This is a genomic window from Citrobacter sp. 506 (genome assembly GCF_050434985.1).
GTDB lineage: Bacteria > Pseudomonadota > Gammaproteobacteria > Enterobacterales > Enterobacteriaceae > Citrobacter > Citrobacter braakii.
On sequence record NZ_JBNDJN010000003.1, the window covers coordinates 268,194 to 287,930 of the forward strand.

The following is a 19,737-nucleotide window of genomic DNA, read 5'->3' on the forward strand; positions in this document are numbered from 1 at the left end:
TGCCCGATAAGGCGTAGTCGCCCGCGGGCAATTAACGCAGCATCAGGCGCATGGCGCAGCGTAGTTCGTACGTCTGCCCGTGCGCCGCTTCGTCTTCTCTTTTCTGGCGCAGCAGTGCAGGAAGCGTCTCGTCAGCCAGCATTTCAAACCCCAATCGTGCGTACAATGGCGCATTCCACGGCACATCACGGAAGGTGGTCAGCGTGAGCGATGTATAACCCTTCTCGCGCGCCTGTTCGGCAACATAGCCAATCAATCTGCGACCAATACCTTTTCCCTGCCACTCCAGATGCAGTGAAAGTTCAGCTATAAACAGCGATGACCCCAGCGTTTCGGCAACTAAAAAACCGACCGGATGCTCGTCGACCTGCGCCAGCCAGCTCATGCCAGCAGCGGCAAATGCCCGATGCTGGTCAACCGATATAATCTGGTCGTCAGCAATCCACGCCAGTTCGGGGATGAGTAAAAAACGTTGCCCCGCAGATCGTTCGATGGCGGGAAGAGCGGCAGTTTCTGCCAGAGTGGTGGAGCGTAAGGTGATGTTCATTTGTCGAGCATAACATGCCCGATAAGCGCGGTGTTATCGGGCATCATGAGGATTAATCTTTACGCGGATCGCTGATGGGTTGGCGCACCAGGAAGATGTAGGCGAGGGCTCCCACCATGGTGACGCAGCCACAGATGATTAGCGCCAGACGGAAAGAGTTGGTGGTATCAACAATAAATCCGGTGACGATTGGTGCAAACGACGCGCAGATAAAGCTGGCAAAGTTCTGGATACTGCCCACGGAGGCGGTCATGCGTGAGGCGACGGCTACGTGGATCAGGCCCCAGCACGAGGTGCCGGCGAAGTGGATACAGAACAGCGCCATACCGATCAGTAAGACGGCGGCCATCGACGTTGTGGCCTGCGGCACGATGAAAGTGAAGGCCGCAGAACAGAACATCCCGGCGATAATACAAATTTTACGGCTCTTAATCGGTGCCATACCGCCTTTCACCAGCCAGTCGGTGACAAAACCGTTAATTAACATGCCGGCTGCGCCAAACAAGAATGGGATCGCCGCCATTAATCCGGTGCTTTTTAAATCCAGGTTGTAGGAGGTTTGCAGGTAGCCTGGCAGCCACGCCAGATATAACCATGCGGTGTAGTTGATGCCGCTAAAGCCCAGCATCATGCCCCACATAGTGCGGTTGCGGAACAGGCTGCGCCATTCAGCAAAGCTCAGCGGATCGCGGCGGGCATTGACGCTACCGGCATTCAGATACGCTTGTTCAGTGGCGCTCAGCGCAATCTGCTCGCGGTTGCGATACAGCATGTACCAGCCGATGGCGAGGAAAATACCCAGCACGCCGATGGTAATAAACATCCAACGCCAGCCCATCACCAGCATCATGGCAGCCAGAATCGGCGGGCTAATGGCAACACCGATGGTGGAAGCGGCGTTGAATAATCCCATCGGGCGACCGCGCTCTTTGATGTTAAACCAGTCGTTGATGACCTTTACGCCGCACGGGTTCATAGGCGCTTCGCCGATCCCCATCCCGATACGCACAAGCACAAACTGAGTGAAGCTGTGAACCATGCCAGACATCGCCTGAAACAGCGACCAGAAGAACATCCCCAGCCCCAGCATAATGCGCGGACCTTTGCGATCCAGCAGCGGGCCGCAGGGCAGTTGTGCAATACCGTAAGCGAGAGAAAACACTGACAGCAGTACGCCGATTTGCGTGGCGCTCAGCCCCAGTTCTTCACGAATCGTTAAGTTGGCGACCGACAGTGAACTGCGGTCGAGATAATTAATCACCGCAGCAAAAAATAATAAAATCATTGCTGTGGTCTGAATACGTTTTATTCGGCTACTGCGTTGCACCATGCCCTCAGGCGGAACGTTAATATCCGCAGATGACGACGTGCCAAACGAAGAACTCGGGTCGAGGGTAATATTATTTTTTTCCACGCCGGACTCCTGAACCTCAATAATTTATTTTCACACAGCCGGGCTGTGCAGTATTGAAAAATACCAGTGATGAATCAATTTGCTCATCACCGCTCACAAAAGTTTTTAATGCAGTCGACTTAGCGTGAGCATAGGCAAGCGGTATTTTTCCGGCGTTTTTATTTTTATAAAATCGTGCTCCCGGTAATGGTTTGCTGTTTTTTATCGGTACTTAATGAGCGGCGCTATGGCTTTGGTTGATGGAGCGAATCATCGATTGTTTGGCTGAATTCAAATGGTTACAGAGCGCCAGGGTGGCATCCAGGTCGCTGCGGCAAATCAGTGCGCTGAGGATGGTCATATGCTCATCAATGGCAATGATATTGCGCTGCTTGAGGTCGCTTTCATCCCACTGATAATGAAAGTGGAAAATCACGGAGATGATTTCAAGTGATTGATTAAAAAATATATTATCTGCTGCGGAGAGCAGTAAAGCATGAAACTCACGGTCTAACTGCGAGAACATACGAAAGCTGCTGCCGATGCTGTCGCGCAGGACCCGGTGACGCTCCAGCAGTGTTTTAGCCTGCAGCCAGCGCGGGTCATCGTCGGGCAGATTGAGAAAATGCTGCAGGGAATGGGTTTCCAGCATCTCTCTGAGTTCAAACAGCTGTTCCGCATAGGCCTGATCGAACTGCTTCATGCTCCAATGGCCGCGTTTTTCGTTTTTGATCAGATTGTAACGTTCGAATTTTAAAAGATATTCTCTCACCACCACCGGGCTGACCCCTGCAGCTCTGGCAAGCTGAAGTTCGGAGAAACTCTCCCCTGCGCGTAGCTGACGCTGGTTGATCATGGTGAAAAAAGCCTGCTCAAAAATCCGGTTTTGCTCAGTCATGGAGGCGGTGGTACAGGCAAAACCGTCGTCATGGTCGGGTTTACGTACGATGACATAGTGGCTGCCGACCTGGGTCAGCACGCCGCACTCGCCTAAGTGGCTCAGCATATGGCGCACGGTGGTGCGGCTGATGTTGTACATCTCCGCCAGCGCGCTTTGCGACGGGAGGGGGGAAGGGATATGACCACGCGCCATATCGTCAATCATCTGGTTAATCACATTGTGGCGTAAGTTCTGTGAACGGCTCATGGCTTCTCCTTTTTGCGTATTAAAACCCGATTTAAAACATTTTTATGCGCTGGGATTCACAGATTGTGTTTCTGCTTTCTCCGGCGTTTTTATTTTCGTTGATATCTGAGGCAACAAAAAAACAGGAGAGCAGAATCATGTCTACGATGAATACGTTGATTTGCCAGGAACCTAAAAAATTAGTCTGGAAAGAGCGTGAAATACCTATTCCGGGTGAGGGTGAAGCATTAATAAAAATTAAATCAGTCGGGATTTGTGGTACCGATATTCATGCCTGGGGCGGCAATCAGCCATTTTTCAGCTATCCACGTGTACTGGGTCATGAAATATGTGGGGAAATTGTCGGGCTGGGCAAAAATATACAGAATCTGAAAAATGGTCAGCAGGTGGCGGTTATTCCTTACGTGGCTTGCCAGCAGTGTCCGGCCTGTCTGAGCGGGCGCACTAACTGCTGCGAGAAGATTTCGGTGATTGGCGTGCATCAGGATGGCGGCTTCAGCGAATACCTGTCCGTACCGGTAACCAACCTGTTGGATGCGCAGGGAATTGATCCGCAGGCGGCGGCGCTGATTGAGCCTTATGCCATTAGTGCGCATGCGGTACGCCGGGCGGTGGTGGCTCCGGGTGAGCAGGTGCTGGTGGTCGGTGCTGGTCCGATTGGTCTGGGCGCGGCGGCGATTGCCAAAGCCGATGGCGCACAGGTGGTGGTCGCCGATACCAGTCCGGCTCGCCGGGAGCATGTGGTTTCCCGGTTGGGGCTCCCGGTTATCGATCCGTCTGCTGAAGATTTTGATGCGCAGTTGCGTAACCAGTTTGGCGGTTCGCTGGCGCAAAAGGTCATTGATGCCACGGGCAATCAGCATGCGATGAACAACACGGTGAATTTGATTCGCCATGGCGGCAGCATTGTTTTCGTTGGGCTATTCAAAGGCGATTTGCAGTTCTCCGATCCGGAGTTCCACAAGAAAGAGACCACCATGATGGGCAGTCGCAACGCCACACCGGAAGATTTCGCCAAAGTGGGCCGCCTGATGTCGGAAGGCAAACTGACCGCCGACATGATGCTCACGCACCGTTACGCGTTTGCCACACTGGCAGAAATCTACGAACGGGATGTGATTAACAACCGTGAGCTGATTAAAGGCGTGATCACGTTCTGAGAGGGTAAATGCGATGAAGACATTGAATCGACGTGATTTTCCGGGGGCAAGCTACCCAACGCGCGTGATCCAGTTTGGTGAAGGGAATTTCCTGCGGGCGTTTGTCGACTGGCAACTGGATATCCTCAACGAGCAAACCTTTCTGAATGCTGGCGTGACCATCGTTCGCCCGATCAATACCGATTTTCCACCGTCGCTGAATACCCAGGACGGGTTGTATACCACGCTTATTCGCGGGCTAAACGCGCAGGGCGAAGCGGTGAGCGAGGCGCGACTTATCCGTTCGGTGAATAACGAAATCAACCCGTATCAGGACTTCGCGGCGTATCTGGCGCTGGCCCACAATGCGGATATTCGCTTTGTGTTTTCGAATACCACAGAAGCCGGAATTAGCTATCACGCGGCAGACCGGGTCGATGATGCGCCGCCGGTAAGCTTTCCGGCTAAACTGACACGTCTGTTGCTGGAGCGTTTTAATCATTTTGAGGGCGCAGTGGATAAGGGCTGGGTCATTATCCCGTGCGAGCTTATCGACTATAACGGTGAGGCGCTCAAAACGCTGGTACTGCAGTATGCGCAGGACTGGCAGCTTCCCCCGGCGTTTGCCGACTGGGTGGCGACGGCAAACACCTTCTGTTCCACGCTGGTCGACCGCATTGTCACCGGCTACCCGCGAGAAGAAGCCGCCGCGCTGGAAGCTACGCTTGGCTATCACGATGCGTTTCTCGATACCGCGGAGCATTTTTACCTGTTTGTGATTCAGGGGCCGCAGTGGCTGGCCGAGGAGCTGAAGCTGGCGCAGTGCCCGCTGAACATTCGGATAGTGAGCGATATCAAACCGTACAAAGAGCGTAAGGTCGCCATTCTCAATGGCGCGCATACGGCGTTGGTGCCGGTGGCCTGGCTGTGTGGTCTGGAGACCGTCGGCGAAGCGATGCAGGATGCCGATGTCCGTCACTTTGTCGAGCGGGCGATTAGCGAGGAAATTATACCGGTATTGGATCTCCCGGCGGATGAACTGCGTGAATTTGCCGACGCGGTGAGCGGGCGTTTTCAAAACCCCTACATTCGTCACCAGTTGCTTTCCATTGCGCTTAACGGGATGACCAAATTCCGTACCCGAATTTTGCCGCAACTGCTGGCGGGCCAGCAAAATGGGCGCTGGCCCGTGCGGTTAACGTTCGCCCTCGCGGCGCTGCTGGCGTTTTATCGCGCAGAGCGGGAGGGAGAACGCTATCCGATACAGGATGATGAGCAGTGGGTTAGCCTGTATGCCAGTCTGTGGCCGCGAGTTGGCAAAGATTTAACGCTGCGTGAACTGGTGGATACTGTGCTCAGCGATGCGGCGCACTGGGGTGAAGATTTGACGTTGCTGCCCGGGCTTGCCGGGCAGGTGACGGCAAACCTGGAAATGATTCTGGTGCAGGGTATGCGCCAGGCAGTGAAAAGTCTGGAATAAGGTTGCCATGCAGCGCCCGGTGTGGTGTTGGGCGCTGTTTTTTTTCAGACAATAAATGCGGCTGGCTGTAAGGCTGATAGGCGAAGCGCCATCAGCCATTTCATGTTACGAGCCCTGAGCGACCACTTTGATTTCAACCATCCCGATCCCCAGCTTACGCGGCGAGTGGCCGAGAATATTGCCCTCGTTGGTGGCGACCGGATCGGGTGGGACAATCACCAGCGTATCGGCATCCGCCGGGTTATCAAAATGCAAGGTAGTGGTAGTGACATCATGGCCTAACACCAGCATCTGTTCCTCGTGGCCAACGCGTACGGGAATAGGGCGATTGGCGTTGTCGCCGAAGGCTTTCGCGGTGATGACCAGATCGAATTTCTTCGGCAGCGGGGCCTTGTACTCGATGGTCACCTCTTTGCTGAGCTGCGCATTGGACCAGCGCCCCCAGGATTCGGGGCGTGATATGCCGCTAAACTGTTTAACCTCTTCCGGCGCGCCCGCCACGTTGAAGACGAAGCTGTCGGCTTTGTAGCGAATGTCGTTATCGACAATTTTCAGCGTATCAACGTTACCTTTGTAGCGCTCCATGTCGATCACCGTGTCTTTGAACACGGTTTTACTTTTCCATTTGGCTTTGTCGACGTGCTGCACGATTTGCTGTCCGCCTAACTGGCCTTGCGATACGCACCAGTCGGTGGAGAGCGCCAGCTCCGGGGCCCATAGCTGCGCCATTTTGTAGCAGCGATCAACCCAGACAAAGTTATCTCGCGGCGCGAAATCTGCCAGTTGGAAGCGCAGCGGGGCCGAGTATTCGCTTTCCGGCAGCGGCTCGACGCGTTTGTCCGATACGCGTAGCAACAACGGCAGGCGGAAATGGCTGCCGGAGAAAGAGATCATGTTTTTGTCCTGGTCGACGGTGAACTCTTTCATCTCTTTCGGGAAATTCCACAGGCGAATGATATCGGGCTTCCACGCCAGCATTTTTTCTTTGATGTTCAGGAACACTTCCGACACGGATTCGCTCGACAAACTGCTGCGGCCAAGACCGATAAAGTTATCGCCACCGAGAATATCCAGTACCGTTGCCCCGTTATCCATCGTGTTACGCTTCACCGCCAGCGTCTCCTGCTGTGGCTGGTCGCCGCGCAGCACGAAGAACAGGTTGTTGCGATCCTGCTTGTTCAGATACTTCCATGCGGTGTTGTTCATCGCCAGATGATCGGAAGAAACCACGATAACGGTATCTTTGAACCACGGTGAGGCTTTGATCTTATTGATAAATTCGGCAATGTTTTCCTGGCTGCAACTGACCGCGCTGAAGGATTGGTTGGCCTTCCCGTCGATGTCATAACGTTTACGGTTGCAGCTACGTGAGATAAATCCATCTGGATGATGGGTATCCACGGTCAGCGTAAACAGTGAAAAGCGCTGGCCCGAACGTGAAAGCTCTTCGAATTTTTTCCATGCTTCATCCAGCACGGTATCGTCGTAGAAGCCCCAGTCGTTGCGATAGGCTGGGTCCGCAACCACGCTTTTTAACTCTTCCGCACCGTAGAGATGATCAAAACCGTGAGATTTCAGGAACACGTCTTTGCCGGCAAAGCGCAGGTTGGCTCCCTGCACAAAGTAGTTTTGATAGCCGGAGTTTTTCAGGATATCGCCCAGACAGATATTGTTGGGGAAGAAGCTGGAGACCGACGCCGAGGCGTTGCCTTCAAACGGCGCAAACAGCGGAATACCACACTGGGAGGCGACCATGCCAGCGATGGTGTAATCGGTACCCGGCAGTTGCATGGTATTGCTGAAATCCAGACCTTCGTTTTTCAACGCACCGAGTTCCGGGGTCAGATCCGGAAACGCGTCGTTGTTAAAATAGGTGCGCTCGAGGCTTTCGCCATAGATATAAACCAGATTCAGCTTCGGGTTGGGAATCGTTTTTGACGGCTCTTTATAATAGGTTGGGAAATCCGGATCGCCATCGCGCGACTGCGACTTTACCAGTTCGGTTATCTGGTGAAACGCCGGGCTGGCGTCTACGGAGGCCAGCGCCAGCAGCAGGGCCAGCAGACTGTAACCCACATGATGCGGATGATGGCGACGGCGGCGCAGAATCCAGCCGAGAGCGACAAAAACGGTCGTCAGGACCAGCGCAATCCCGACACCAGGTAAGATATATTTTCCAATTCCCGCGCCGGTCAGGCTGTTGGTCAGCGTGTACAGAACCGCGTCATTGATACCGTCGCCGGTGAAATAGTCACTGGCATACAGCGTGATATTCAAGACAATAAAAATCCCCAGCACCGTTAACGTGGCAGCAAACCACCAGGTATTGCGACCCGCTTTCCAGGCGTAAATCAGCACTGAAGCGAGAAACAGAGTGATGGAGATGAGTTCTGACAACGATCGATCCTCAGTAAACCGGGCAAACGCCTGGCAGGCTAATGATTTGGGGAAAGCACAATGTAATAGCGATGTTGCATTGCTGCAATTGTAGTGACATTAAATTACGTTGTTATTCAGAATTGGTTTAGATATGCGTGTTTTTTGCGGGGGATTTACTGATTATTTGACGTGTGAATTTTATGGGGAGCAGGTTGATGCCGCGCAGGGTATACGCGGCATGTCGTGCGTCAGGAAATGAAGTTCATACCCTGTTTTAACACCAGATCGCAGGCCTTGGTTTTTACCTGCTTCGCCAGCGAGCTGTTGCCAATTGTGTTCAGGTCCAGTTGTTGACCATCTTTGGCGTTGAGCAGCCCCTGAATGCCATCCATATAGTTGGTGTCTTGTTTCTGCTCCGGAGCACTGAGGCCCAGTTTATCCAGCACCTGGTTTTTGACGTTTTGCGTGTCGGTGACCGAGGCCAGTTTCTGTTTCGCGCAATATTCCAGGATCCCGGCGGCGTTATTCATGCTGCTGGAGGTCAGCGACTGATTGCTGCCATTCAGTAGACTGGTCAGGGAAGAGAGCGACGAGCCGCCCTGCGAGCCGGAGCTTTGTTTGCTCAGTTCGCTGGCCGCGCTGGAGAGCGAATCCTGCCAGGAGGCGGCGAAAACGCTGGTCGAGATGAGCGTGCTGGCGGCAAGCGCACAGCACAGCAGACGTTTGGTTGTTTTCATCATTATATGCAACTCGTGTTATGCCTTTTCAGCGCAGTATAGCGCCGGCAGTCTTAGGAGTGGTCCTAATACGTTAATACTCTTTACCGGTTACCCGACTACGGTAGCTTTCCCAGTTAAAAATCACCCACAGGCTGTTGCCAAGGCGCATACGGTCCATTACCCGCTCACCCAGCAGTTTGTTCATTTCATCCATATTGCTGTTGGTTAACATACCGGTCGGGCGTTTTGAAGACGAGCGGCGATCGACGATCTGGTTGATGATCACTTTTTCATAGCGGGATTCGGTCTGCACGCCGATTTCGTCGATCACCAGCAAATCGACATTGCTGAGATCGTTGAGTAGCTGTTCTTCGCTGGTTTCACGGTTGCTGAAGGTATCTTTCATGGCTGACATAATGTCCGCAACGGTGATAATCAGCACCGACTTGCCGCGCAGCAGCAGTTCGTTGCAGATAGCGGCGGCCAGATGGTTTTTGCCGGTGCCGGGCTTGCCAGAGAAAATAAAGCTGGCGATGTTGCCGTCAAACTCTTCAACGTACTGGCGAGCTTTGCTCAGGGCGTTCATCTGACCTTCGCATTCCACCCGATAGTTATCGAACGAACAGTTCTGATGCAGTGGACGAATACCGGAACGGTTGAATGTGCGCTGCATTTTCATAGCCCGGTTTTCACGGGCCAGCGCTGCGGCGCGAATTTCACCTTGCTCTTTTTGCCATGCCAGCAGCTCCTCGCCCGTTTTAAAGGCTGGCTCGACATTAGCCGGCATCATTTTTTGCAGACGTTTCATCAGGTCGCCAACGTTTTTCATCGTTATCCTCTAAAACCCGGTGGAATATGGTTGTCAGGCTCGCTGACACTGTTCACATCGCGCTTCGGCATTCCGCCATTGCTGGCCCGGCCAATCTGGATGCTGCGTGCCAGTTTTTGCTGCCACTGAATATGGTGAAAGACTTTGCCTTCGGCCTGCCAGTAGGCGACAAATGAGGCCAGTTCCTCGGCGGTGACCGGTTCTCTTAACGCCACGCCCCACAGGGCGGCCTGGCGCTGAAAGTCGGCATCGGGCTGCCAGTCAGCGTACATCGCAAATTTCCCCATTGGCACGACAACAGGAGCGGTTTGCGGCTCTTCATAAAATTGTGCATCCAGCGTCACATCGCTTCCCGGGCGTGACAGTTTCTCTTCAAGCGCCAACAACTCGGCCAGTCGTGCAGGCGTCACCGCGTAAAATGCTGGCGCGTTATTGGCGAATACGGCTACGGCACCGCCCGCAGACCTGGCCAGCACCGTGTGGTGATCGTGTAGTAAGGCGTCAATGCTAGTGACGTCCGGCGTCAAAATTTTGCTGGGCATAATGTTTCTCAATACTGAACAACAACCGAGAAGGGGACTGCTTTTATAGTAACACAGAGAAGAAGGAGAGCAGCAGATGAGGGGGCGATTCCCCTCTCTGCGAGGGCTAACAAAGCGTGCCGCTAAACGCGCGGGCGTTTGCGATACAGCCATAATCCCGGTACGGATAGCCCGATGGAGAGCGCTCCGACAATTGATGAGGCTTTCAGGAAATTGGTCAACAGCGTGATCATCAGCGCTTCGCTGTAACCAAAATGGCCGATTTTTACCGCCGAGATCATGGCGGTATAGGCAGAGATCCCAGGGAACATGGGGATTACTGCCGCAACGGTGAAGACTTTCGGATGCGCCAGATACCAGCGTGACCACTGGATCCCAATGCAGCCCACCAGTAGCGACGCCATAAAGGTTGACCATTCGATATTAAATCCTGCGCTCATCATCACCATTCGTGAACCATGGCCGAGAGCGCCGAGTAACGCGCACCAGGGGAGCGCCCGATGTGGTACGTTAAATACCATGGCAAAACCAAGCGCAGGTATTGCCGACAGGATCATGTCCTGCATTAGCGCCAAAATGAAATCGATCACGCCCATCCGCGCAGCCCCCATAAGGTCATCGACATGACTACGCCAATGCAGGTCGCCAGCGTCAGCAGACTGGCAATAGCCCAGCGAGCGAGCCCTGTATTAATGTGTCCCTTAAACATATCCGCGACGGAGTTGATCAACGGAAAACCCGGAACCAGCAGCAGCACGCTGGCGGCCATGGCGATGGTTGGAGTGTGGTTAAACGTCGGCAAGGTCAGCAGCAGACCAGAAATCGAGGTTGCCACAAACGCAGTAATGCAGAAGTTGATTTGCGGGTGCAAATGTCGGGACGCCAGAATCTGGCGAATATACATTGCCACCATGCTGGCGAAAAAGGTGATCACCGCGCCATCCCATCCGCCATTATTGAGTTTACAAAAGCAGGCGCAGGACAAGCCGACCATAAAGGCGACCAACCATCTTGGATAGCGCAGCGGCTTAATCTGGCTAAAGCGTTTCTCAACGCCTTTAACATCCAGCAGTTTGTGTTCCGCCAGAATAACGATGTGCTGCACCTCCGTCACGACGTGCATGTTAATTCCGCGATCCTGATTTTTTCGCGTTGAAGTCAGGCACTGCCCGTCTTTAATGGTGGTCAGGACGATGGCGTTAGAGGAGATAGCGCTTTCTACGCTATCCATGCCAAGCGCCAGCCCGAGGCGGGTGGATAGCTCGTCAACCAGCGCACTTTCTGCCCCATGCTGCAGTAAAAAAAGACCGCATTGAATACATAACCGTGTAACCGTTCGCTGTGACGACTGCTCTGTTTGCATGACTCGCTCTGACTGAAAAGGATCTCTTTGCGTGGCGGATGTCTTCTTTTTATCATGAAGCATGATCCTGTTGGCTCTGGCTAAGATCAATCTTTGCGTCGAAAAAAGATGCAGATTGTACGTCTGATGCGTTTGCATACCTCACTTGCTTATCAATAAAGACAGCGCTTATGAAAATGTAGTGCTATTTATCAGGATGGAAAATACGTAAGCAACGCTAACGCTCTATTGTAGTTCTTTTAATTGTACAAAGAGTGTATTTATGAGTAATTATTGGCATGATGGTTCAATAGTTTGATGCTACTGGGATTGTAGCGGTGTAACTTTATTTATAAATAAAAGCCAAGGATAAACAATTCACCTCGTCTATTGTTTAGGGTTTCCTGTTAATTAATGTTTTTAATTTATCAGGGGATTTTTAATACGTGCGAATACGGACTGGTGAATGTGGAGGAGATATGTTGCCAGGACGCTGCAAAAACGCAATTATTATTAGTAAATTACCGATCGTACAAACCGGACTTAAAGGTGTAATGCAGGGGCAGTTCGCTGATTATGAACTTACCTACTGCCGCTCCGTCGAAGAACTGACGTTGCTGCAGCTGCGTTGTGCTGATTTGGTGATTGCTGATTTATCCGGAGACTGTAATCATCCACGTTCAGTCTGCGAACAGTATTATTCTTTATTATCTCAATACCGCGATATTCACTGGGTATTTCTCGTTTCTCGTGTTTTTTATCCGCTGGCCATTGAATTGCTGATGTGCCCTGTCAGTTCGCTGTTATCTGATGCCGAGACGATTGAAAGTTTGGTGAATGTTATTCACGCAGGAAATAGCCGTGCCGAGAGAATTAGCAAGTCGCTGCTCTCTCCGCCCGTGATGCCAGAATTAGCAGACCATAGCGCCCGCTCAATTGTACTTACCCTCTCGGAGAGGAAAGTGCTGAGACTCCTGGGAAAAGGTTGGGGAATTAATCAGATTGCGACATTGCTGAAGAAAAGCAATAAAACGATTAGCGCCCAAAAGAACAGTGCTATGCGCCGCTTGTCGATACATAGCAATGCAGAAATGTACGCCTGGATAAACAGTTCTCAAGGATCGCGAGAATTGAATTTACCTTCAGTTTATGGAGAAACCACGGAATGGAAAGCCGAAGCATCAAAAGAAACGTTGCGCTGGTAGAGAAGTGCGCGATGAGTAGCGTCGGTATTAAGAGCCTGTTTAATACCATGCCGGATAACCAATACGAACTTCATATCTTTTCGAGCCAGCCTGCATTTAGTCAGGTGATGTTAAAAACGTCGTTTTCGGCGGTTATTTTCTCCCTCTCTGCAATCAGAACCGATCGCAGGGCCGGGTTAGCTTATCTGACGGAATTGGCGGTAAATTTTCCGCGTATTCGCCGGGTGGTGATTGCTGATGATGACGCTGAAGCGCGATTAATCGGCTCTTTGTCGCCGTTGCCGTTAGATGGCGTTGTGAGCAAATCTTCTTCATTAACGGTACTGCAGGACGCGTTATTTACGGTATTGAACGGTCCCAACCGGGGAACCGAAGGTTCTAAAAACCATTGGTATATCAATCAAAGCCGTATGCTCAGTCCAACAGAACGAGAAATACTGCGCTTTATGTCGAATGGCTATTCAATGCCGCAGATCGCTGCTCAGTTAGAGCGGAATATTAAAACCATTCGGGCACATAAATTTAATGTGATGTCCAAGCTGGGCGTGAGCTCAGATGCCGGACTGCTGGATGCTGCAGATATCCTGCTGTACCTGCGTGCAGGTGAACCTGCACCTTTTCTACAGGCGGCTTCTTAACGGGTAATGTTAGATCGTTTCGTGCCGGGTTTCGTTATCGGCACGGAACGTGAATCATCCCTGACACACATCCACCCAGGTGGCGGAAGTCAGCTCAGCCATCCTTTCTGGCGTGATACGAACGGCGCTGTGGATGGCGCCTGCGGCGGGAAGCACTTCAGCGTAATGCTTCAACGAAACGTCGCAGTACACCGAAATCGGCGTTTCCAGTCCGAAAGGGCAAACACCGCCAACGGGATGGCCCGTCGCGTTAACCACTTCATCGCTACTCAACATCCGGGCTTTGGCACCGAAAGTGCTCTTTAGCTTTTTGTTATCCAGTCGGGCATCACCTTTGGCGACGACCAGAATAATGTCGTTCTTGACCTTCAGAGAAAGCGTTTTCGCGATCTGGCCAGGTTCGACGTTATGGGCTTTCGCTGCCAGATCGACGGTAGCTGTGCTCTGATCTAATTCGATAATCTCAATATCTGGTGCATATTGCGCTAAAAATTGGCGTACTGATTGCAAACTCATTCTTCTCTCCAAATCGCCTACAGGCAGCTCCATCCAGCAGAAAACCGCATGGCGTAATTTGTCATAGGGGCAAGCTCGCTGTAAATATTTTAATATAACAACATGGCAACATTGGCAGTTTTTCGATCATCTTCACAATCAAAGAAACCGGTTACAGTAACCGGTTGCAGAATGCTCAAATGGCGATTAATACTGAAGTTGTCACTTCCTCTGTATTACATAATAAGAGCCATCTATGAAACTGAACTCAAAATGCAGTAGCGCTGGCGTTCCTCCCGGCACGGTTGCGAAAAGTAGTAATGGGCTTTACGTGGTGGTGTTGATACCAGCACGGTTGCAGGGTTTTGCACAACGGGAGAACGGCTATGTCTACTAATCATGCTGTGTTTAATGTGATTTTCCGCTTCGTTGAAAATTACGTCAGCCCTGTTGCCGGGCGCATCTCTTCACAACGTCATGTGATGGCTATCCGTGATGGGTTTATTTCGGCGATGCCCTTTATGATCGTAGGCTCGTTTCTGCTGGTTTTCGCCTATCCGCCTTTTTCTCCGGATACCACCTGGGGGTTTGCACGTGCGTGGCTGGATATGGCGAAACAGTTTGAAGGCCAAATCCTCACACCGTTTGATATGACGATGGGGATAATGTCAGTCTACATATGTGCGGCTATCGCTTATAACCTGGGCAAGCACTATGTGAAGTCACATCAGCTAGATCCCTTCATGTGCGCGATGCTATCGATCATGGCTTTTTTGCTGATTGCTGCACCGAAAACCAAAGGCACTATGCCGGTTGATAGCCTGGGCGGTACGGGGATTTTCACTGCGATCCTGGTGGCTATTTACTGCGTTGAAATGATGCGCTTCCTGAAGGCGCACAACATCGGCATTCGTTTACCCGATCAGGTGCCGCCGATGATCAAAAACTCCTTCGATCTGCTGATCCCTGTGCTGGTGGTGGTACTGACGCTGTACCCGCTGAGTCTGGTGATTCAGTCGCAGTTTGACATGCTGATCCCGCAGGCCATCATGGCCATCTTTAAACCACTGGTGTCTGCAGCGGATTCTCTGCCAGCGATACTGCTGGCGGTGCTGATCGGCCATCTGCTGTGGTTTGCCGGTATTCATGGCGCGGCAATTGTGTCGGGAATGCTGCAAATGTTCTGGCTCACCAATCTCGGGATGAACCAGTCGGCGCTGGCGCAGGGCGCGCCTTTACCGCATATCTTTATGGAAGCGTTCTGGACGTTCTTTATTGTGGTTGGAGGTTCCGGCGCGACGATGGGGCTGGTGATTTGCTATCTGCGTAGCCGTTCGGCCCATCTACGATCGATCGGGCGTTTGAGCGTTGTCCCGAGCATTTTTAATATTAACGAACCGGTGATTTTCGGTACGCCGATTGTCATGAACCCGGTGTTCTTTATTCCCTTCCTGTTGGCCCCGATGGTGAACGCGGTGCTGGCCTGGGCGGCGATGAAGCTGGATTTAATTGGGCGGGTGATTTCAGTGGTTCCCTGGACGGCCCCGGCACCGGTTGGCGCGGCATGGGCGTTAGGCTGGGATTATCGTGCGGCCATTCTGGTTGTCCTGCTGGCACTGGTGTCTGCCGTCATCTACTTCCCATTCTTTAAGGTTTACGAAAAGCAGCTATTAGCGCAGGAAAAAGAAGAAGCACAGCGTATAGAAGAGGAAAATCAGCAGGTTGCATAACTGACGGGCGAGGGGCTACGGCTCCTCGCTTACTTCAGCGTGCAGTCACCGCATTGCTGGACATCGGGCAGGCGATAGCGCTGGCAGCAGGTTCTGCGCACTAACAGTCCCTCGCGCGGAACAACGGTACGCCACAGGGGATTATCCTGACCGCAGGAGAGTTGCTTCTCAAAAAAACAGGTCTGGCGCAGTGTGGTCAGCAGTTCTTCACCTAATAACGGCTTCATTTCCGTTAAATACCAGTGAATTAAATATCCGGTGTTGCTCCAGATAAGCTTCGCATTGATCTCGCCTGTCGCTTCCAGCGCCTGCACAACCGGCGTCAGCGCCGAGAGAATCAGTGTTTCCATGCGTTGCTGAGGAGACTGGGCCGTGACCTGGTGATCCTGATGCACGTCGATCCAGAAGCAGGCAGCACGGCCTGTTTCGTGGAATTCTACGTGCATGTGTTCAGGAGAGACGTCGATGGCCTCTTTTTGCGTCAGCAGGGCCACCATGAGCGGAGGCATCATCAGGCCGATATACCACTGCGCCCAGAGAGAAATCAGCGGCTTATTTTCGCGTGGCAGCGTGGGCTGATTGCGATAAATATGGTCCGAATAGACAGCCAGCAATGAACTTAACGTCGTTGATTGCGTCCATTCATGTAGCGTCATCGCACCTGGCACGGGCGTTTCGTCAAGACGAATGAAGTCCAGCAGGTGCTCACGGGTGTTGGCTATCGTTGCGCGTACGGCAGCAGCCAGCGAGGGTATCTTTGCAGGCAGAGGACTACGCCAGATGACATCTTCAACGATCGGTGCGGAACGATAAGCCATGTCGATATAAGGATGTTAATCTTAATGATAATGATTGCTAATCCTATAATTGACATTGAGCGATGGCAAGATCTTTGTCGCCATCCCGAGTGACACCGCACAGATAGCTCAGGCAGAAGGGCAGTTTACCCGCAGGTCATCGCTGACCAGCGTACTGTTGCGCCCAAGGCTCTTGGCCTCATAAAGGGCTTTATCCGCTCGGGCAACAGCGGCATCAATATCCTGCTCGACCAGAGGCGCAATACCAATACTCACGGTTACGTTGGTTGCCACGCTCTCGTTAAACATGTGAGGAATTTTAAGGTCGTACACCTTCTGGCGAATACGTTCGGCGGCAGCCTGGGCCTGCTGGGGATCGACCGCGGTCAGCAAAACCATAAACTCTTCCCCACCAAAGCGCGCCACCACGTCCCGGGAGCGCACGGAGTCACGAATCGCGGCAGAGACGCGGATCAGCGCCTGATCTCCCATCATATGACCGTAGTGATCGTTATAGGCTTTGAAATGGTCGATATCCAGCAGCAAGACGTAGTGCTTCGCGTTGCTCAAGGCCAACAGCGTATCGAGTCGGTGTTGCAGCCCCCGACGATTGTACAAACCGGTTAGCGGGTCGAGCATGCTGAGCCCGTTCAGGGTTTCCCGTTCTTCCAGCAGTTTATACATCAGCTGCTGGGCGAAGCCATCGTAGCGCTTTTGTATCACATGCTGGATGGCGATCCCGGCCATGGGCAGCGCCATAAAATAGATAATTCGCAAACCATGCTCGCTGCCATTCAGCCATAAACAGACGGCGACGGAAGGCAATGAGTGAAGCGTAAACGCGATGATATTATTGGCAAAAGCGATAGATCCAATAAACAGCACGCTGAGAAGCGCGATTAATAGAAAATAATAATCATTATGACCCAGTGCGTTATATTTCAGGAAAATATGTAATGCCCATAGCAAACCAAAAACGATTGAAATAAAAGGAAGATTAATTCTTTTATCCACATATTTCCTATGCCATGCCAGCAACAATGTACTCATCACGAGAATCAGCAATGCCGGTACTGACAACGCTTTGACGGCAAACAGGGGAAAAAAAAGCGTAAACAACGCGGAGACTGCGTTGAGTAGCAGAAACAATCGTAAAGAGAGTTGGTATTTTTTGGTGCGCAGAGCTCGCCAGGATTGTACTGTCATAGGTAAATATTGTTAGTTATCTGCAATGTACGAAGGTGTGTTGGTAAATAAAACAAATAACGAACGGGGTATCATTCGCAGAGGTTTTTATTGTTTTTAGTTGAAAAGCTAGCCGGCGAGCAATTTATCACCTTAAATTATTCATGTCATCAATCGTTAAGTAAAACTCATATAATTGATAGTGCCTCCCAGCTGACAAATGAGAAAATTTATCATATGATATTGGTTATCATTATCAATGTCATAGGTGGTACCATGTTGCAACGTACGCTGGGCAGTGGATGGGGTGTTCTGCTGCCGGGAATACTGATTGCCGGGATGGCATTTAGCGACCTGTCGGTCTACGTATGGAAGGCGATGATTGTATTAGGATTACTGTTGACTTCACTCATGCTGTACCACAAGCGTTTGCGGCATTTTGTCCTGTTGCCTTCATGTGCGGCGCTGATCGGCGGCATTGTTCTGGTGATGATGAACGGGAATCAGGGATGAACAAAACAGGGAAGAAAATCGAGAGGGAAATAAGATAATTGGTGCGAGGGGGGGGACTCGAACCCCCACATCCTAAGGACACTAACACCTGAAGCTAGCGCGTCTACCAATTCCGCCACCTTCGCACAGTCATCTTATTTTTTGATATCGCCTCGTTGGTGCGAGGGGGGGGACTCGAACCCCCACATCCTAAGGACACTAACACCTGAAGCTAGCGCGTCTACCAATTCCGCCACCTTCGCCCAGTGCGAGCAATATCAACGTGGATTATGGTGCGAGGGGGGGGACTTGAACCCCCACGTCCGAAAGGACACTAACACCTGAAGCTAGCGCGTCTACCAATTCCGCCACCTTCGCATACCATCGACACTCAAAAAAGTATCGTTACCACGGAGGCGCATTCTAGTGGTTTTCAACTTTTCGTCAATAGTTAATTGCCCAGGACGCGCTTAATTGATGTAAAAATGGGCGCTAAACGCAGGCCGTGTAAACGAAGTGCCACCCCGCATTTCGCAAACCCTGCCGGATGGCGGTGCAGGCACCTTATCCGGCATGGGATGGCCGTTCTACTTCTTCGCCTGACGCGTCATGATGGTGCGATAGACCTTGAAGCGACCGGTCTGCGCGATAACTTCGTGGAAGCCAAACACTTCATCCAGTACCTTCGGATAAGGCAGGAAGGCGTTCGCCACGATACGCAGTTCACCGCCGCTGTTGAGGTGGCGCACTGCGCCGCGAATCAGCGTTTGCGCGGCATCGAGGCTGGTCTGCATCCCATCGTGGAACGGTGGGTTGGAGATGATCATATCAAAGCGACCCGTCACGTCAGAAAAGACGTTACTGGCGATTACGTCTCCTTCAATACCGTTGGCAGCAAGCGTTGCGCGGCTGGCTTCAACGGCGGCGGCACTAACATCGCACAGGGTTAAGCGCACTTTTGGCGAGTGGCTGGCTAAGGCGACGGAGAGTACACCTGCACCGCAGCCGACATCCAAAACTTTGCCTTTGGTGTGCGGCGTCAGCGTGGAGAGCAGCAGTTGGCTGCCAACATCCAGGCCGTCACGGCTGAATACGCCCGGCAGCGTTTTGATGGTCAGATTTTCGGTCTGGTATTCATCCCAGTATTTTTCTGCATCAAAGACCGGCTGTTTTTCCAGACGACCATGGTACAGGCCACAGCGACGCGCGCTGTCGACTTTGTTCAGCGGCGCGTATTCGGCCAGCATCTGCTCTGCGCTACGAACGCCGCTGCGGTTCTCACCAACAACAAAAATATCGGTGCCCACCGGTAACAGCGACAGAATGTTCATCAACTGGAACTGGGCTTCCGGCTTATTCTTCGGCCAGTAGTAGATCAGCGTATCGCTATCGGCAACGTCATCGGCCTGCGCGACGAGGCTAAAGCGAACGTTGTCACCCATCTGGCGGTTAAGCACCTGCCAGTGGTGAAGCTGCTGAGTGTGCGCACGGCTGGCGGCGCATTCAAAATGGGCAGGCAGGTCATCCTGCAAATCACCGGCAAACAGAATACGGCTTTGTTCGAAATCATCACTGTGGCGCAGCAAGACTTCACTTGCCGGGGTAAAAGCAGACATGGAGTGCTCCTTAAATTGTACAGCGGGGGATTATAGTTGTTTGATGGCACGGATTCGACAAA

Annotated in this window: 19 protein-coding genes and 3 tRNA genes; 6 read left to right on the forward strand and 16 right to left on the reverse strand. The window is 52.1% G+C overall.

Annotated elements, in window-relative coordinates; translation table 11 throughout:
- Window positions 1-31 precede the first annotated feature (31 nt).
- From ABIE10_RS14245 to ABIE10_RS14255, 3 genes are all read right to left on the reverse strand, one after another.
- A complete protein-coding gene (locus ABIE10_RS14245) occupies window positions 32-547 on the reverse strand; it encodes a GNAT family N-acetyltransferase (RefSeq protein WP_047358387.1) in 516 nt (171 codons plus the stop codon).
- Between the two features lie 52 nt (window positions 548-599).
- Window positions 600-1,961 carry an MFS transporter gene (locus ABIE10_RS14250; RefSeq protein ID WP_016155619.1) on the reverse strand — a complete coding sequence of 454 codons (1,362 nt, stop codon included), beginning with the start codon at window positions 1,959-1,961 and terminating at the stop codon, window positions 600-602.
- A gap of 211 nt (window positions 1,962-2,172) precedes the next feature.
- Window positions 2,173-3,087, reverse strand: coding sequence for a GntR family transcriptional regulator (locus ABIE10_RS14255; protein ID WP_047414521.1), 915 nt, complete (start codon window positions 3,085-3,087; stop codon window positions 2,173-2,175).
- A 137-nt stretch (window positions 3,088-3,224) separates the two neighbouring features.
- Here ABIE10_RS14255 and ABIE10_RS14260 point away from each other — a divergent pair, with 137 nt between their 5' ends.
- Window positions 3,225-4,247: a zinc-binding alcohol dehydrogenase family protein gene (locus tag ABIE10_RS14260; RefSeq protein WP_429156100.1), complete on the forward strand. Its 1,023-nt coding sequence runs from the start codon at window positions 3,225-3,227 to the stop codon at window positions 4,245-4,247.
- 13 nt (window positions 4,248-4,260) lie between these two features.
- A complete protein-coding gene (locus ABIE10_RS14265) occupies window positions 4,261-5,706 on the forward strand; it encodes a tagaturonate reductase (RefSeq protein ID WP_429156102.1) in 1,446 nt (481 codons plus the stop codon).
- 105 nt (window positions 5,707-5,811) lie between these two features.
- On the opposite strand, the gene opgB is transcribed toward ABIE10_RS14265, so the two are convergent.
- From opgB to ABIE10_RS14295, 6 genes are all read right to left on the reverse strand, one after another.
- Window positions 5,812-8,103 carry a phosphatidylglycerol--membrane-oligosaccharide glycerophosphotransferase gene (gene opgB / locus ABIE10_RS14270; RefSeq protein WP_284104104.1) on the reverse strand — a complete coding sequence of 764 codons (2,292 nt, stop codon included), beginning with the start codon at window positions 8,101-8,103 and terminating at the stop codon, window positions 5,812-5,814.
- A gap of 230 nt (window positions 8,104-8,333) precedes the next feature.
- Window positions 8,334-8,825 (reverse strand): DUF2501 domain-containing protein, encoded by a 492-nt coding sequence (locus ABIE10_RS14275; protein WP_016151586.1) that lies wholly within the window; start codon window positions 8,823-8,825, stop codon window positions 8,334-8,336.
- A gap of 70 nt (window positions 8,826-8,895) precedes the next feature.
- The gene (gene dnaC, locus ABIE10_RS14280) at window positions 8,896-9,633 is read right to left on the reverse strand and encodes a DNA replication protein DnaC (protein ID WP_016155623.1); all 738 of its coding nucleotides are present in this window, start codon (window positions 9,631-9,633) and stop codon (window positions 8,896-8,898) included.
- 2 nt (window positions 9,634-9,635) lie between these two features.
- Complete coding sequence (dnaT, locus tag ABIE10_RS14285) at window positions 9,636-10,175, reverse strand: primosomal protein DnaT (protein ID WP_016151588.1); 540 nt, start codon at window positions 10,173-10,175, stop codon at window positions 9,636-9,638.
- A 122-nt stretch (window positions 10,176-10,297) separates the two neighbouring features.
- Window positions 10,298-10,771, reverse strand: coding sequence for a threonine/serine exporter (locus tag ABIE10_RS14290; RefSeq protein WP_016151589.1), 474 nt, complete (start codon window positions 10,769-10,771; stop codon window positions 10,298-10,300).
- Entirely contained in the window at window positions 10,762-11,538 is a 777-nt protein-coding gene (locus ABIE10_RS14295; protein WP_016155624.1) for a threonine/serine ThrE exporter family protein, read from the reverse strand. Before ABIE10_RS14295 ends, ABIE10_RS14290 begins: the two co-directional genes overlap by 10 nt.
- Window positions 11,539-11,996: 458 nt before the next feature.
- Between ABIE10_RS14295 and ABIE10_RS14300 the strand changes: the two genes are divergently transcribed.
- Both ABIE10_RS14300 and bglJ read left to right on the forward strand, forming a co-directional pair.
- Window positions 11,997-12,722: a helix-turn-helix transcriptional regulator gene (locus tag ABIE10_RS14300; RefSeq protein ID WP_016151591.1), complete on the forward strand. Its 726-nt coding sequence runs from the start codon at window positions 11,997-11,999 to the stop codon at window positions 12,720-12,722.
- Window positions 12,683-13,360: a DNA-binding transcriptional activator BglJ gene (gene bglJ / locus ABIE10_RS14305; RefSeq protein ID WP_029139757.1), complete on the forward strand. Its 678-nt coding sequence runs from the start codon at window positions 12,683-12,685 to the stop codon at window positions 13,358-13,360. Before ABIE10_RS14300 ends, bglJ begins: the two co-directional genes overlap by 40 nt.
- A gap of 54 nt (window positions 13,361-13,414) precedes the next feature.
- On the opposite strand, the gene ABIE10_RS14310 is transcribed toward bglJ, so the two are convergent.
- Window positions 13,415-13,876, reverse strand: a complete 462-nt coding sequence (locus ABIE10_RS14310) for a YbaK/EbsC family protein (protein WP_016151593.1) — start codon at window positions 13,874-13,876, stop codon at window positions 13,415-13,417.
- A gap of 365 nt (window positions 13,877-14,241) precedes the next feature.
- On the opposite strand from ABIE10_RS14310, the gene ABIE10_RS14315 reads away from it, so the two are divergent.
- Entirely contained in the window at window positions 14,242-15,585 is a 1,344-nt protein-coding gene (locus ABIE10_RS14315) for a PTS sugar transporter subunit IIC (protein WP_016151595.1), read from the forward strand.
- Between the two features lie 29 nt (window positions 15,586-15,614).
- On the opposite strand, the gene fhuF is transcribed toward ABIE10_RS14315, so the two are convergent.
- Both fhuF and ABIE10_RS14325 read right to left on the reverse strand, forming a co-directional pair.
- Window positions 15,615-16,403 (reverse strand): siderophore-iron reductase FhuF, encoded by a 789-nt coding sequence (gene fhuF, locus ABIE10_RS14320; protein WP_047500102.1) that lies wholly within the window; start codon window positions 16,401-16,403, stop codon window positions 15,615-15,617.
- Window positions 16,404-16,511: 108 nt separating this feature from the next.
- Window positions 16,512-17,588 carry a GGDEF domain-containing protein gene (locus tag ABIE10_RS14325; protein ID WP_016151597.1) on the reverse strand — a complete coding sequence of 359 codons (1,077 nt, stop codon included), beginning with the start codon at window positions 17,586-17,588 and terminating at the stop codon, window positions 16,512-16,514.
- 216 nt (window positions 17,589-17,804) lie between these two features.
- Between ABIE10_RS14325 and ABIE10_RS14330 the strand changes: the two genes are divergently transcribed.
- On the forward strand, window positions 17,805-18,080 hold the full coding sequence (locus tag ABIE10_RS14330; protein ID WP_019078313.1) for a DUF1435 domain-containing protein: 276 nt from the start codon (window positions 17,805-17,807) through the stop codon (window positions 18,078-18,080).
- A gap of 39 nt (window positions 18,081-18,119) precedes the next feature.
- Here the strand turns inward: ABIE10_RS14330 and ABIE10_RS14335 are convergent.
- The 4 genes from ABIE10_RS14335 to rsmC form a co-directional block, all read right to left on the reverse strand.
- Window positions 18,120-18,205 (reverse strand) — tRNA-Leu (locus ABIE10_RS14335).
- A gap of 31 nt (window positions 18,206-18,236) precedes the next feature.
- Window positions 18,237-18,322 (reverse strand) — tRNA-Leu (locus ABIE10_RS14340).
- 28 nt (window positions 18,323-18,350) lie between these two features.
- Window positions 18,351-18,437: transfer RNA gene (locus ABIE10_RS14345), tRNA-Leu, on the reverse strand.
- A 209-nt stretch (window positions 18,438-18,646) separates the two neighbouring features.
- Complete coding sequence (rsmC, locus tag ABIE10_RS14350) at window positions 18,647-19,675, reverse strand: 16S rRNA (guanine(1207)-N(2))-methyltransferase RsmC (RefSeq protein WP_016151599.1); 1,029 nt, start codon at window positions 19,673-19,675, stop codon at window positions 18,647-18,649.
- Window positions 19,676-19,737 lie beyond the last annotated feature (62 nt).